Source organism: Enterobacter sp. 342 (assembly GCF_036663495.1).
Classification (GTDB): Bacteria; Pseudomonadota; Gammaproteobacteria; order Enterobacterales; family Enterobacteriaceae; genus Enterobacter.
The window spans coordinates 59,371-73,741 of sequence record NZ_JAWUEI010000017.1 but is presented as its reverse complement, the minus strand read 5'-3'; the positions used below and the strand labels follow the sequence as shown (position 1 = coordinate 73,741).

Annotated in this window: 15 protein-coding genes; 6 read left to right on the top strand and 9 right to left on the bottom strand. The window is 55.8% G+C overall.

Annotation, left to right across the window (positions count from 1 at the left end; translation table 11 throughout):
* Nucleotides 1–77: 77 nt before the first annotated feature.
* The 3 genes from ilvN to ivbL all read right to left on the bottom strand — a co-directional run bounded on the left by ilvN (nucleotide 78) and on the right by ivbL (nucleotide 2,262).
* Nucleotides 78–365: an acetolactate synthase small subunit gene (gene ilvN / locus V6E55_RS15000; protein WP_033144334.1), complete on the bottom strand. Its 288-nt coding sequence runs from the start codon at nucleotides 363–365 to the stop codon at nucleotides 78–80.
* Nucleotides 366–368: 3 nt separating this feature from the next.
* Entirely contained in the window at nucleotides 369–2,057 is a 1,689-nt protein-coding gene (gene ilvB / locus V6E55_RS14995; protein WP_316943216.1) for an acetolactate synthase large subunit, read from the bottom strand.
* 106 nt (nucleotides 2,058–2,163) lie between these two features.
* Nucleotides 2,164–2,262 (bottom strand): ilvB operon leader peptide IvbL, encoded by a 99-nt coding sequence (gene ivbL, locus V6E55_RS14990; protein WP_057979964.1) that lies wholly within the window; start codon nucleotides 2,260–2,262, stop codon nucleotides 2,164–2,166.
* Nucleotides 2,263–2,783: 521 nt separating this feature from the next.
* Between ivbL and tisB the strand changes: the two genes are divergently transcribed.
* From tisB to emrD, 4 genes are all read left to right on the top strand, one after another.
* On the top strand, nucleotides 2,784–2,873 hold the full coding sequence (tisB, locus tag V6E55_RS14985) for a type I toxin-antitoxin system toxin TisB (protein ID WP_020684667.1): 90 nt from the start codon (nucleotides 2,784–2,786) through the stop codon (nucleotides 2,871–2,873).
* Between the two features lie 64 nt (nucleotides 2,874–2,937).
* Entirely contained in the window at nucleotides 2,938–3,384 is a 447-nt protein-coding gene (locus V6E55_RS14980; protein ID WP_096150935.1) for a GNAT family N-acetyltransferase, read from the top strand.
* A gap of 62 nt (nucleotides 3,385–3,446) precedes the next feature.
* Nucleotides 3,447–4,280: an EamA family transporter gene (locus V6E55_RS14975; protein WP_316943214.1), complete on the top strand. Its 834-nt coding sequence runs from the start codon at nucleotides 3,447–3,449 to the stop codon at nucleotides 4,278–4,280.
* Nucleotides 4,281–4,455: 175 nt separating this feature from the next.
* On the top strand, nucleotides 4,456–5,640 hold the full coding sequence (emrD, locus tag V6E55_RS14970) for a multidrug efflux MFS transporter EmrD (protein WP_316943213.1): 1,185 nt from the start codon (nucleotides 4,456–4,458) through the stop codon (nucleotides 5,638–5,640).
* On the opposite strand, the gene V6E55_RS14965 is transcribed toward emrD, so the two are convergent.
* Nucleotides 5,543–6,631 carry a cellulase family glycosylhydrolase gene (locus V6E55_RS14965; RefSeq protein ID WP_316943211.1) on the bottom strand — a complete coding sequence of 363 codons (1,089 nt, stop codon included), beginning with the start codon at nucleotides 6,629–6,631 and terminating at the stop codon, nucleotides 5,543–5,545. The genes emrD and V6E55_RS14965 overlap by 98 nt on opposite strands.
* A gap of 84 nt (nucleotides 6,632–6,715) precedes the next feature.
* Nucleotides 6,716–7,642: a DNA-binding transcriptional regulator DsdC gene (gene dsdC / locus V6E55_RS14960; protein ID WP_114979025.1), complete on the bottom strand. Its 927-nt coding sequence runs from the start codon at nucleotides 7,640–7,642 to the stop codon at nucleotides 6,716–6,718.
* A 209-nt stretch (nucleotides 7,643–7,851) separates the two neighbouring features.
* On the opposite strand from dsdC, the gene dsdX reads away from it, so the two are divergent.
* The gene (gene dsdX / locus V6E55_RS14955; RefSeq protein ID WP_316943210.1) at nucleotides 7,852–9,189 is read left to right on the top strand and encodes a D-serine transporter DsdX; all 1,338 of its coding nucleotides are present in this window, start codon (nucleotides 7,852–7,854) and stop codon (nucleotides 9,187–9,189) included.
* Between the two features lie 17 nt (nucleotides 9,190–9,206).
* On the top strand, nucleotides 9,207–10,496 hold the full coding sequence (gene dsdA, locus V6E55_RS14950) for a D-serine ammonia-lyase (RefSeq protein ID WP_316943208.1): 1,290 nt from the start codon (nucleotides 9,207–9,209) through the stop codon (nucleotides 10,494–10,496).
* Here dsdA and V6E55_RS14945 read toward each other — a convergent pair.
* From V6E55_RS14945 to V6E55_RS14930, 4 genes are all read right to left on the bottom strand, one after another.
* A complete protein-coding gene (locus V6E55_RS14945; RefSeq protein WP_316943206.1) occupies nucleotides 10,480–10,827 on the bottom strand; it encodes a DUF202 domain-containing protein in 348 nt (115 codons plus the stop codon). The two genes, dsdA and V6E55_RS14945, sit on opposite strands and share 17 nt — an antisense overlap.
* Nucleotides 10,817–11,164 (bottom strand): YidH family protein, encoded by a 348-nt coding sequence (locus tag V6E55_RS14940; protein ID WP_028017795.1) that lies wholly within the window; start codon nucleotides 11,162–11,164, stop codon nucleotides 10,817–10,819. The genes V6E55_RS14945 and V6E55_RS14940 overlap by 11 nt, the downstream gene beginning before the upstream one ends.
* 92 nt (nucleotides 11,165–11,256) lie before the next feature.
* The gene (locus V6E55_RS14935; protein ID WP_129997020.1) at nucleotides 11,257–12,579 is read right to left on the bottom strand and encodes a 6-phospho-alpha-glucosidase; all 1,323 of its coding nucleotides are present in this window, start codon (nucleotides 12,577–12,579) and stop codon (nucleotides 11,257–11,259) included.
* Nucleotides 12,576–14,198: an alpha-glucoside-specific PTS transporter subunit IIBC gene (locus V6E55_RS14930; protein ID WP_316943205.1), complete on the bottom strand. Its 1,623-nt coding sequence runs from the start codon at nucleotides 14,196–14,198 to the stop codon at nucleotides 12,576–12,578. Before V6E55_RS14930 ends, V6E55_RS14935 begins: the two co-directional genes overlap by 4 nt.
* Nucleotides 14,199–14,371 lie beyond the last annotated feature (173 nt).

The window sequence follows — 14,371 nt, the reverse complement described above, 5'->3', positions numbered from 1 at the left end:
GGCGCGTTCCTGGCGAGCAGATAAAAAAACGCGCTTACCTTAACGATAAGCGCGTGGGTGTTCAAGCAATGAGCGATTTATTCGAAGAACACCGCAATTTTGTTAAACATGGTGGGATCGGACTGGTTGCGCGCCACTCTGGTGACATCTTCCAGCTTATCGATCTGCGCCATCATCTGCTCCAGACGCTGATCGTCATTCACCAGCAGCCAGATGCGGCTGTGCTCGCTGCCCTGAATCGGCAGACAGAGAATGCCTTCGACGTTAAATGCACGGCGGGCGAATAGCCCACAGACGTGCGTCATGACGCCAGGGTGGTTGCGGACGGTGAGTTCCAGAATGACGTTATCATGTTGTTTCTGCATGGCTTATTCCCCCACCATCTCAGTATTTGCCGCACCCGGTGGCACCATCGGATACACTTTTTGTTCAGGGTCGATACGCACGTGGATCAGCGCCGGGCCAGGGCGTGAAATCGCCGCTTGCAGCGCCGCGTGGGCATCCTCTTCAGCGTTCAAATCGCAGGTATGCAGGCCAAATCCGGCGGCAATCTGCATAAAGTTGATCATACCGGGATAGGTCGCGGCAAACACGCCCTGCTTATAGAACAGGCTCTGCTGCTGATGTACCAGCCCCAGCGCTTCGTTGTTCATCAGGATGATTTTGACGTCTAACTGGTTTTCGGCCGCGGTCGCCATTTCCTGAATGTTCATCATCAGGCTGCCATCACCGGAGAAACAGATAACCTTGCGGTCCGGATTCGCCAGCGCCGCGCCCACAGCGGCAGGCAGGCCAAAGCCCATGGTACCCAGGCCGCCGGAAGTCAGCCACTGGCGCGGGCGGTTCAGCGGATAAGCCTGTGCGGTCCACATCTGATGCTGGCCTACGTCGGTGGTGATGATCGCGCTGTCGTCCACGCAGGCGGCAACGGCGTTAATCAGTCCGTAGTGGCTGAGCGGGTCGCCTTCCGTTGGGATTGCACCAGGGAATTCCTGTTGCAGGTCAGCTACCAGCTGACGCCACTCTTCACGCCCGGTCGCCTCCGTTTGCGGGATCAGCTGTGCCAGTACCTCAGCCACATCCCCCTGAATCGCCACGTGCGGCTGTTTGATTTTCCCCAGCTCGGCGCGATCGATATCCACGTGAATGATTTTGGCATTCGGACAGAACTGCTCGGTTTTACCAATCGCCCGGTCATCAAAACGTGCGCCGAGAACAATCAGCAAATCAGCCTCTTGCAGAATGTAGTTGGTGCTGCGCGCACCGTGCATCCCCAGCATCCCCAGTGACAGTGGGTGCGCTTTCGGCAGCATGCCAAGCGCCATCAGCGTCATGGTGGTGGGCAGGTTGGCTTTCTCTGCCAGCTCACGCACCGCCTCAGAGGCATTAATCGCCCCGCCGCCCAGGTAAAGCACCGGACGTTTGGCGGCGTTAATCATAGCTGCAGCATCACGTACGCTCTCTTCACTAAATTCTGGTGCGGGGGCACGCTCGCCCGGCTCAGGCAGAACATCGATCTCGATCTCTGCGGTCTGGACATCCTTAGGAATGTCTATCCACACCGGGCCTGGACGGCCGGACTGTGCAATGCGAAACGCATCGCTGATAACTTGCGGAAGCTCGGCAATATCGCGAACTAAATAGTTATGTTTGGTGATGGGGATAGAGATGCCGTAGGTATCCACTTCCTGGAACGCATCAGTACCAATCATTGATGATGGCACCTGGCCGGTAATGCAGATCAGCGGAATGGAGTCGAGACGCGCATCGGCAATGGCGGTCACCAGGTTGGTCGCCCCGGGGCCGCTACAGGCCATACAGACTGCCGGTTTGCCCTGCGTACGCGCCATGCCCTGGGCGATAAATCCCGCCCCCTGCTCGTGACGCGCCAGTACGTGGCGGATCTGCGTGCTTTGGCTTAACGCATCATACAGCGGCAGTACCGTCCCGCCAGGGATACCCGCAACCGTGGTGATGCCCTGTCGTTCCAGTAAATGAACGATTAACTGCGCGCCAGTAAAACGCGTCTTCGTGGATGTTGTGCCCGAACTTGCCATGCTCCAGTCCTTTTCTTCTGGGCCGACTTTCCGGGGAGGCTCTTAAACGAAAAACCCCACCCGGTTTGCGCCGGCGGGGTTTTGGATTCGTGTGTTGATCCAGTCCCTACGGCGCATTGCCGACGACCACCACCACACGCACGACGACCACTGCGGCTGGTTGCGCAGTTTTTAGTAGGGTCGAAGTGAAGATGGATGAAGTCATTGGGGACCTGTGTTTGGAATCATTGATGGAATTTATACAAACACAGGTTTTCTGGCGTGACAATGGAAATATTTTCATCTGCGCAAAAATGCGTCAGGGATCACGTTTCGTTTATTGGGTGATGAAAACAAAAAACCCCGCCTAAGCGAGGTTTTTATCAGGGTTTTGCGGTTGGTCGCCGCAGAACACACTGTGTTACGTCAACGCAAAAAGTATACGCGATCGCAGGAGAACGCGCAATTCCGGCACGGATTTTGACGTTTTTGAGTATGGATCGTCTTCCTAATTTTGTCCATAAAATACTGTTCATGCATACAGTATTTATCTATACTGAGGGTGTTCGCAGTGCGCGAGGGGGCCGCTGTTTTACCGGCGCAACAAAGTCCTGGCTGAAACGGGTGGTGCCGTCAGTGCCTTAACCCCCGAAGTGAGCACACTGTGTTACGTCAATCCAGGTGCTGGCAACAGGCGGCGGAAAGGTACGCCAGCATCGTGCTCCTTTTGACCAAAAGGAGACGCGTATGAGCGTAGTGGATATGGTGATACTTATCCTCAAACTCATTGTTGCTGTACTGCAACTGCTTGATGCTGTCCTGAAATACCTTCGGTGATTCAGGTTCAAGTCGCACCTGAGAGGGGCGGGCAACCGCCCCTCTTTAATAACGAGGGAATGCTATGTCGCGTCTGTTAATTGAGCCCGTCACACCGGATGAACCGGGGTATATCGCCCTGAAGGCGGAAAGTATCGCACTGAATTTCAACATGCTGCGCAGGCTGGAAGAGAACTGGCAGCGGGGTGAGAACCGCTTTAACGCGCCGGGTGAAAAACTACTGGGGGCGTTTCTCAACGGCAAACTGGTAGGCGTGTGCGGCCTCAACCGCGATCCCTTCAGCCAGCAGCCGCGTGCCGGGCGCATTCGCCACCTCTATGTCAGCGAGAAATGCCGTGGGCTTGGCATTGGCAAACAGCTTTTGACCGTGGTGATGGCCGATGCCAGCATCTGGTTTGATTTTCTCAATACCCATGCGCCTGATACTGCGTACGGGTTCTATCGCCAGGCAGGTTTTACGCTGGTCTCGGACGAACCGCGGGTGACGCACCGCCTTTTTTGTGCGGTGTAACTGGCTGGCAGCATCAGGGTGTGAATGTTACAGTTGAGTGACAATTCACCAGCCGATACCCCATGACCATCACCGTTTTCTGCATTTTGCTCTTCGCCGCACTGCTGCATGCCAGCTGGAACGCCATCGTCAAAGCCGGAACGGACAAGCTCTATTCCGCGATTAGCGTCAGCGGCTCCGCTGCGCTGATTGCCCTGGTACTGCTCCCCTTTTCTCCGCAGCCATCCGCAACAAGTTGGCCTTTCTTGATTGTCTCTTGTGCCTTACAGGTGGTGTATACCGTACTGGTGGCGAAGACGTATCAGGTCTCAGACATGAGCCAGACCTATCCATTAATGCGCGGGACAGCCCCGTTGCTGGTGGCGCTGATCAGCGTGCTGGTGCTCGGGGATAGCCTCTCATGGCTCGCATGGTCTGGCATCGGCGTGATCTGCCTGTCTATTCTGGCCATGGCGATGAATGGCCGTATGCGGTCACGCAAAGGGATTTGGCTGGCGCTACTCAACGCATGCTTTATCGCCGGGTATACGCTGGTGGACGGAACGGGTGTACGTTTATCCGACACTGCACTGGGTTATACGCTCTGGACCTTCTTTATGAACGGCTTCTGTCTGCTGTGCTGGGCGATGGTAGCGCGACGACGCGAAGCCTCTCGTTACCTGGGTCTGCACTGGAAAAAAGGGCTGCTCGGCGGCGTCGGGACGATGGGATCGTATGGCCTGGCATTATGGGCGATGACTCAGGCTCCGCTTGCGGTTGTGGCCGCGCTACGTGAAACCTCAATTCTCTTCGGTGCGTTAATTGCTTTTGTGCTTTTGAAAGAGAAGGTTGCTGGTCTGCGCATCGCTGCTGCGCTGGGTATTGCCGGTGGGGCTATCCTGCTACACCTGGCGTAATCCACTGGCAACATTAGTTGCCGATCTTGTTTACAAATCCTGCCTTTACCGGTTTTTTCATTCACCACGACAATGCTTAAATTGTCATCTCTCTGTGGTAGATTCCTCGCGCATTTATGGGAATGCGCAGTCACTTATTCTTCATTTTTCTCTTTTGGCAAAAGTATTCAGCGACATGAAAAAACAAAGGAACGTTAACTTATTGTTGATGCTGGTGTTACTGGTGGCCGTCGGTCAGATGGCACAAACCATCTACATTCCGGCGATTGCCGACATGGCAAAGGAACTTAACGTCCGTGAGGGCGCAGTACAAAGCGTGATGGCAGCCTACCTGCTGACCTATGGCGTTTCGCAGTTGTTCTATGGGCCGCTCTCCGACCGTATCGGCCGCCGCCCGGTGATTTTAGTCGGTATGTCTATTTTCATGGTCGCCACGGTGATCGCGATGACCACCCACAACCTGACCGTGTTGATTGCCGCCAGCGCCCTGCAGGGTGTCGGCACCGGCGTTGGCGGGGTGATGGCGCGTACCTTACCGCGGGATATGTATCATGGCACTCAGCTTCGCCATGCTAACAGTTTGTTGAACATGGGGATTCTGGTCAGCCCGCTGCTGGCCCCGCTGATTGGTGGCCTGCTGGATACCATGTGGTCCTGGCGGGCCTGTTACGCTTTCCTGCTGGTGCTGTGCATGATCGTCACTTTTAGCATGGCGCGCTGGATGCCGGAAACGCGCCCGCAAGACGCACCGCGTACGAAGCTTATCGCCAGCTATAAAACGCTATTCGGCAACGGGGCGTTCACCTGTTACCTGTTGATGCTGATCGGTGGCCTGGCGGGTATTGCGGTGTTCGAAGCCTGCTCCGGTGTACTCCTGGGCGCAGGGCTTGGCCTGAGCAGCATGGTGGTCAGTATTCTGTTTATTCTGCCTATTCCTGCGGCATTCTTCGGTGCCTGGTTTGCCGGACGTCCCAACAAACGTTTCTCGACGTTAATGTGGCAATCGGTCATTAGCTGCCTGCTGGCAGGCGTAATGATGTGGATCCCGGGGCTGTTCGGCGTGATGACCGTCTGGACGTTGCTGATCCCGGCGGCACTGTTCTTCTTCGGTGCGGGGATGCTGTTCCCGCTCGCCACCAGCGGCGCGATGGAGCCATTCCCGTTCCTTGCAGGCACTGCGGGGGCGCTGGTGGGCGGTTTGCAGAATATCGGTTCCGGTGCGCTGGCCTGGCTCTCCGCTATGATGCCGCAGACCGGTCAGGCTAGTTTGGGTTTGCTGATGACGCTGATGGGACTGCTGATTTTACTGTGCTGGCTGCCGCTGGCATCGCGTGTCCCGCATCACGAGCAACCGGTTTAACCGCATGATGGCCCGGCTTTTCGCCGGGCTTTTCACAGACAGGGGTGATCATCGCCTGCAGCAGCGGTTCTGGTGCGGGTCGCCATGCCCCCTCTTCCCCGTCGTAAAACTGGAAATCCGCGTTGATCGCATAGGGAATTTTCGCCTTTTGCAGCTCACAGGCCATAAAGGTAGCAAAGGCCATTTGCGAAGCGGTTGGGGTGAAGTGGCTTGATTCCCCCACACCCCAACCCCCAACCCAGCTAACGTGTCCGGTTTTTTGTTGCCAGTGCAGCGCGGTAGTGATGCGATTATGAATCGCGGCTTTCTCCGCCGCCGTCCCGGACGTCCACGGATATTTACCGCTATTTTTCAGCGGCCCCCACGGGAAAATGTGCCACTCAGCCAGAAGGTAGTTTTGGCTGTGCGCAGGGAGCTTCAGGCTGGATAAATCTTCCGGTGCGGCACGCAGGCGGGGAGCGATAAAAATCATGCGATTAGCATCAATTGCATGAATGTCTTTGATTGTCTTCTCATACACACGGTTGAGCGATGCCGTATTGTGATTGAGCTTGTCCGCAGGTTCGTAGATCAGGTCAAAACCCAGCAGTGGCGAGCTTTGGCCGAAATAGTGCGCGACAGCAATCCACCAGTTGATCACCTCTTTCTCGTTATCCGCTTTCGGGTCACTTTTATACTCATCAGCCTGATAAGAGATAATCGGGATCACACCATATTGCTCGCAGGCTTCCACCAGCTTGCGCAGATGAATCAACCGCGCTTCCGTCGGCTCATCGGCTACTCGGATGCGCACGTGGGTAATGCCCTTTGCGCGAAAATCGCGCACCACCAGCGGGTCGAATTCGCGGATCCCGCGTTCGGTACGCGCCCAGTCGACATCGAGACCCACACCCAGCAGCTGCGCATAGCGGGCAGCTGTCATCGGCGGCTCAGCAGCAATGGCCGAGCCGGAAGCGATCAGTAACGCAGAGGCAATAAAAGGCTTTAACACGGTTTACCCTGGATAAATCGAAAGCATTACCTGTATTTAGCACGCTTTTTCACATTTGGTGTAGAGCCAAAGCGTAATAATTCTTCAGCTTGCCAGTTCTCTCAGCCAGCCAATAAAGGCGTCTATTTTCGGCCATTGGCGACCAGAAAGCGTCGAAATATAGTAGTGCTGATGACATTTCAGGGTCTTTTCGCCAAACGGGGCGATCAGCTCGCCCCGTTCGAGCCGTTTCTGCACCAGCCGCTTTCTGCCCATCGCGACGCCTACGTGGTTGATGGCCGCAATAATCGCTAAATCGGAACGATCGAAACCAATTCCAGATGATGGCGGCATATTCACCGCAAAATGCTGCGCCCAGCTAAGCCACTCATCCGTACCGGAATCGTTGCTCCAGGCCTGACGGTCGTGCAGCAGCGTGCAGTGACTGAGGTTATCGGCGTTTTTCAGCAGTTCATGCTCGCGGGCATACTGCGGTGAGCAGACAGGCAAAATCTCCTCATCCATCAAAAAGTGATGAGAAAGGTGATTTGGCGGCGTATCGTCAAAATACAGCGCAAGATCGACACCCGTTCGCTGCATGTTGACGTAATCATTGCCGGTCAGAATAGTGAGAGAAATAGACGGGTAGCGGCGGGTAAAATCCCCCAGCATGGGGACCAGCCAGCACTGGGCAATCGACGGCCGGGAATAAACCGTCAGCGTGCCGGACAGCGCCTGGTTTTTGATGTCCAGGATCTCCTGGTTCAGGGTGTCGAGTGAAGATTTGAGCGTCCAGTAAACGCGTTTTCCCTCCTGCGTCAGCTCCACTTTACGGTGCGAGCGGACAAATAGCTGAATACCCAACTCCTCTTCCAGCAGGTTGATGCGGTGACTCACCGCGCTGGGGCTGAGCGACAACTCTTCCGCAGCCAGCGCGAAGGACTCGTGCCGGGCAGCCACCTCAAAGGTGTACATTTTCGACAGCTGCCAGCCGTTTAACAGCCGATTTCGGGCTTCATTCACATCGTTCATCACAATTCCCACGCCTTGTTTTCATGTTCAGCATACCGTTCAAAGGTGAATTTATGTGAACCTAATACGAATTTAGTGCGCTTTTTAGAGTTTAGTCACTCAGTTGATCCAATCTGGCTCATCTGAAAGCCAATTTATATCGTTTGTCAGCCCATGCCGTTTTTTCGTCCAATACCCGTAGATTACTTAAGGGTGAGGTGAGGTGAGATATGGGATCTCAGGTCTGGGTTGTGGCAACGCTGCTCGTCAGCATCGTGTTGATTGTTTTAACCATCGTAAAACTGAAGTTTCACCCGTTCCTCGCACTGCTGCTGGCGAGCTTTTTCGTCGGTGCAATGATGGGGATGAGCCCGCTGGATATGGTGAACGCCATTGAGAACGGGATTGGCGGTACGCTGGGCTTCCTGGCGGCGGTCATCGGCCTTGGCACTATTCTTGGCAAAATGATGGAAATCTCCGGGGCGGCAGAGCGCATCGGGATCACACTGCAGCGCTGCCGCTGGCTGTCAGCTGACGTGATTATGGTGCTCGTGGGGATGATTTGCGGGATCACGCTGTTTGTGGAAGTGGGCGTGGTGCTGCTGATACCGCTGGCATTTTCCATTGCCAAAAAGACCCACACCTCACTGCTCAAACTTGCCATTCCGCTCTGTACCGCATTGATGGCGGTGCACTGCGTGGTGCCTCCCCATCCTGCGGCGCTGTTTGTCACCAATAAATTAGGTGCGGACGTCGGAACGGTTATCGTCTACGGTCTGCTGGTGGGCCTGATGGCCTCGCTGATAGGCGGCCCGCTGTTCCTGAAACTGCTCGGCAACCGTCTGCCGTTTAAACCGGTTCCGGCTGAATTTTCAGACCTGAAAGTTCGGGAGGAGCACACGCTGCCATCGCTGGGTGCAACACTGTTCACGGTACTGCTGCCGATTGCCCTGATGCTGGTGAAAACCATCGCTGAGTTAAATATGGCGAAAGAAGGTACGCTGTATACGCTGCTGGAGTTTATCGGTAACCCGATCACCGCGATGTTTATCGCCGTGTTTGTTGCCTATTACCTGCTGGGGATCCGCCAGCATATGAGCATGGGCGCAATGCTGACCCATACTGAGCACGGCTTTGGCTCTATCGCGAACATTTTGCTGATTATCGGCGCAGGCGGGGCGTTTAACGCCATCCTGAAAACCAGCGGGCTGGCGGATACGCTGGCGCATATTCTCTCGAACCTGCATATGCACCCTATCCTGCTCGCCTGGCTGGTGGCGCTGGTGCTGCATGCCGCCGTGGGTTCGGCCACGGTGGCGATGATGGGAGCCACCGCGATTGTTGCGCCGATGCTGCCGCTTTACCCGAACGTGAGCCCGGAGATCATCACTATTGCCATCGGTTCCGGCGCAATTGGCTGCACAATCGTTACCGATTCTCTGTTCTGGCTGGTGAAGCAGTACTGCGGCGCGACCCTGAATGAGACCTTCAAATACTATACGACGGCGACGTTTATCGCCTCGGTGCTTGCACTTGCTGGCACATTCCTGCTTTCTTTCATTATCTGAGCGCGAAGAGACGTATTATGGAAAACGCAACTATCACTACTTTAACCGCACAGTTTCCTCTGGTTGAGGATCTGATCGCCCTGAAAGAAACCACCTGGCTTAACCCGCGTACCACCACGCTGGCAGAAGGATTGCCTTACGTCGGGCTAACCAAAGCCGACGTGGACGACGCGCATGCTCGCCTCAACCGTTTCGCGCCGTATCTGGCGAAAGCATTCCCGGAAACGGCGGCGACCAATGGCATCATCGAATCTGAACTGGTTGCTATTCCGGCGATGCAAAAACGGCTGGAAAAGGAATTTGCTACAAACATTCCTGGCACCCTGCAGCTGAAAAAAGACAGCCATCTGCCGATCTCTGGCTCCATCAAAGCGCGCGGCGGCATCTATGAAGTACTGACCCATGCCGAAAAACTGGCGCTGGACGCCGGATTGCTGAGCATTGAAGACGACTACAGCATCCTGCTGGAGCCACGCTTTAAGGACTTCTTCAGTCAGTACAGTATCGCCGTAGGGTCGACCGGCAACCTGGGGATGTCCATCGGCATTATGAGTGCTCGTATCGGCTTTAAGGTGACGGTGCATATGTCTGCTGACGCCCGCGAGTGGAAAAAAGCCAAACTGCGCAGCCACGGCGTGATCGTCGTGGAGTATGAGCAGGATTATGGCGTGGCGGTGGAACAGGGGCGCAAAGCGGCAGAAAGCGATCCGAACTGCTTCTTCATTGACGATGAAAACTCCCGCACCCTGTTCCTGGGCTATGCGGTGGCAGGCGAGCGCCTGAAGGCACAGTTTGCCGCCCAGGGACGTGTAGTGGATGCAGAACATCCGCTGTATGTTTACCTGCCATGCGGCGTCGGCGGTGGTCCTGGCGGCGTGGCGTTTGGTCTGAAACTGGCCTTTGGTGATAACGTTCACTGCTTCTTCGCGGAGCCAACGCACTCGCCGTGCATGCTGCTGGGCGTCTACACCGGCCTGCACGATGAAATCGCGGTGCAGGATCTGGGCATCGATAACGTGACGGCCGCAGACGGTCTGGCCGTAGGACGGGCCTCCGGCTTCGTGGGCCGCGCGATGGAGCGTCTGCTTGATGGGTTCTATACGCTTTCCGATCAGAGCATGTACGACATGCTCGGCTGGCTGGCGCAGGAGGAAGGGATCCGTCTGGAGCCGTCGGCACTGGCAGGCATGGCCGGTCCGGTCCGCGTTGATGCCGGTGAGAACGTTACCCACCTGGTCTGGGCAACCGGCGGCGGAATGGTACCGGAAGACGAGATGGCAAAATATCTGGCTAAAGGGAAAAAATAACCTGCAGGTGGGTTGCCGCAAACAGCAGTGACAGCGACAGCACCGCAAGCGCAATCAGGAACTTATCCCGTACCGCTTGCGGCTGCACAAAATCGTTCTGTGACACATCCATCAGGTTACGGCTGCGGGTATAGCGCCATAAAATGAGTGCCACCAGCGCCAGCACAACCAGTGAGATCCAGAATGGCACCCCTGTACGGTGCCAGTTGTGCTTAATCGCCAGGGCAATCAGCGCGCCGTACCCAAGCAGCGTGCGCAGCCAGGCGAGTGATGTCCGCTCCGGCTGCAGGCCGGGGTCGGCTTCGCGTCGCGCTTTGCGGCTATCCACCATAGAACACCAGCACCATAATCACCCCCGCCACCGTCAGCAGGATCGTACTGATGATGAGTAACCCGCGCGTATAGGGCAGATCCTGCTTCAGACGCATCGCCTTCTCATTGCGCAACCAGCGCAGGTAGCCGTAAATCGCCAATACACCCGCGAACAGGCACAGCAGCAACGCCAGCACCTCGCGAATCAGCGGTGTGGCAAAATCAGGTGCGAGTTGATCAAGACCCACCCCTGCGGCAAGAAAGCCCAGCGCTGTGCGGATCCACGCCAGAAATGTGCGTTCATTAGCCAGAGAGAAGCGATAGTCCGGCGCTTCACCGAGGCGGGAAATTTTCATGAAGGTTCCTTGTCGTGCCAGAGACAGGCTTCAGCATAGCGTAAATCGACAAGGACAAGGAGACCGGCATCGGGCGATGCCGGTCGGAAAGGTTAATGCAGCTCTGGCCAGTAACCCTTGTTGGCCTCGATGAGGTCATCCAGGATGGCTTTCGCAACGGAGGCACTCGGCACGGTTTTCGACAGGGTAATCGCCTGCCAGAGTTTCTGGTATGAGCGTTGTTCCCAGGCATCCACCACCAGTTTTTCCACCGCTACCTGCTGACTCATCAATCCTTTCTGGAAGTGCGGAATATCGCCCACGGTCAGTGGTTCCGGCCCGTTGTGGCCCACCAGACACGGAATTTCTACCATCGCGTCGGCATCAAAGTTATGGATAGCCCCATTATTCGGCACAATCAGCAACATGCGCTCCTGGGTGTTAAAGGCAATCGCGGTGGCCAGATCGACGATGTACGACGCATGTTCGTCAATTTCCAGCTCGCCGGCGGAGGATTTACCGGCTTCGATAATCGCCCGACAAGAGCTGAACACGTGCTTTTCGCGGTGATCCATGACTTCATTGGCGCGGGTCCGTTCCGGGTTGGAGTGCGCGACCACATAGTCCGGGAACAGGTAATACTTCAGATAGGTGTTTGGCATAGTGTCCGGATCCAGCGCCTGCACGTCTTTTGCTTTGGCAAAGGTATCGTTCCAGCTCGCTTCGGTATGCGCATCTTCTGAAGGTGGTACATAGCCATTTTTCGCCACATATTCGCGCAGTTTCGGCATCAGATCGTTGCCGTTAAGATCTTCAATCGACGTCCACCAGCCGAAGTGGTTCAGGCCGTAGTAGCGCACGCGCATCTCTTTGCGGTCCTTCAGGCCAACAATCTGTGCCATGCGCCCTTCAATGCCGATCGGCATATCGCAGATGTTCAGGATTTTGGCGTTCGGACGCAGACGGCGGGTGGCTTCCGCCACAATCGCCGCCGGGTTGGAGTAGTTCAGCATCCAGGCGTTCGGGGAGTACTGCTCCATATAATCCACCAGTTCCAGCACGCCGCCGATAGAGCGCATACCGTAAGAGATCCCACCCGGGCCGCAGGTTTCCTGACCCAGCACACCGTGGCGAAGCGGGATTTTCTCGTCTTTTTCACGCATTGGGTATTTGCCCACGCGGATATGCGCCATCACAAAATCGACATCGGTAAAAGCGGCTTTTGGATCGGTGGTGTAGCTGAATTCAATTTCCGGAGCCTGTTCCTTGAGGATAATTTTGCACGCCTCAGCGATGGTTTCCTGGCGGGCACCGTCGTTGTCATAGAACTTCAGCGCGCGCAGCGGGAAACGGTCACGGTTGGCTAACAGCATCAGGACGATACCAGGCGTGAAAGTGCTACCGCCGCCTGCAATGACAACTGAGAATTTTTTCATGATATAGCCTCTGTCAGGGTGGTTTGTTCATTCGTTAAAGGGGTTTTCATCAGTGATTCCAGCTGGTCACGCACCTGAGGAACGTGCAGACCGACAATCACCTGAATACCGTTGCCGCGCCGGACGACACCGTGTGCGCCCAGGGCTTTAAAGACGTCGTCGCTTTGGGTTTGCGCCATATCGACCAGCGCGATACGTAGGCGGGTGGCGCAGTTGTTGATGCTTTCGATATTGGCCGCACCACCGAGTGCCTGTAAGAATCCGGCGGCTTGTCCAGCCTGCTGGCTGGCCGCCACCGGGGCGGTGGTTTGCTCGCGCGCGGCCTTATACTCAGCCTTGCTGTAGAGTTTTATTTCGCTCTCTTCCCGGCCAGGTGTTTTGAGGTTCAGACGCTCAATCAGCGTTTTGAAGACCACGAAGTAGATACCGGTGAAGCAGACGCCGATACCGATTTGGGTGAACATCATTGAGGCGTGGTTATGGAACATTGGGATCCAGTTTTGCGGCAGGAACTGGTCCAGCATGCCACCGCCCATATTGCCTACCACGCCAAAGATGTACATCACCGTCGCCATCGTCGCGGCCAGTACGGCGTGGACGGCAAACAGTAGCGGCGAAATAAACAGGAAGGTGAATTCGAGTGGCTCGGTAATCCCCACCAGTACGGCGGTGAGCGTAGCCGGGATCAGCAACCCAGCCACCTTGACGCGGTTTTCCGGCGACGCGGTGTACCACAGCGCCAGCGCAATCCCGACAGAGCCAAACACTTTGGAGTTACCGTGCAGCGCGAATCCGCCTTCCGGGAACAGGGTTTTCAGCGGCAGTGTACTCTGGCTAAATTCCTGCAGATGCTGCGCCCAGTAGACCTGAATCCCCCCTTCCACTGCCGCAGGGCCGAAGATAAACGGACCATAGACAAAGTGATGCAATCCGGTTGGGATCAGAATGCGTTCCAGGAAGGTATAAACCCAGACCCCCAATGCACCGGCAGAACGTAAGAAGGCCTGCAGAGATTCAATGCCCATTTGCACTTTCGGCCAGCCCAGCAGCGTCAGCCAGGCGCAGGGGATCATAACGAAGAATGCAAGGATAACGACGAACGACGTACCCTGGAAAATCCCCAGAAAAACCGGCAGCGGCTTGTCGAAATAGCGGTTATGGATCGCGGTGACGATGCCCGAAATCACAATCGCCCCAATAATGCTGGTATCCAGCGTTTTGATGCCCGCAATCATCGCCAGCCCGCTTCCGGCCGTCGGTTCGGCGGAGAAATCGACGCCAAAGAAATGACCCCAGGTCATCCCCATCGCATTGATGAAGTAGTTCCAGGTCAGGAAGCTAATCAGCACCGCCAGACAGGCACGGCCCTGCGCCTGCTTCGCCAGACCAATCGGCAGGCCGACGGCAAAAATCAGCGGCATATTGCGAAACACCGCCCAGCCGCCCTCTTCAATGATGTGAACGATCTGCGCGAAAAGATTATCCGGAGCGGTTAAAGCCTCACCCACAAACAGCGGGTTGCGAAGCATGATGGCGATTCCCACCACGATCCCGGCGAACGGAAACAGCAACACCGGGGTAAACATGGCACCGCCAAAACGTTGTATTTGACTGAGCATTTTTAAATCCTCACGTAACAACCTGTAGGGGGTAGAGGCCTTTATGGTTTTTTGCTGGCCTGAGGTGAGCATAAGAACTTACTGATGCGCGAACATGGCGTGCCGCTGCGATTCGTGATCGCATTCATGGTTTTATTTTGACCAGTCAGGTCTACTTTTCGTTATAAATATGG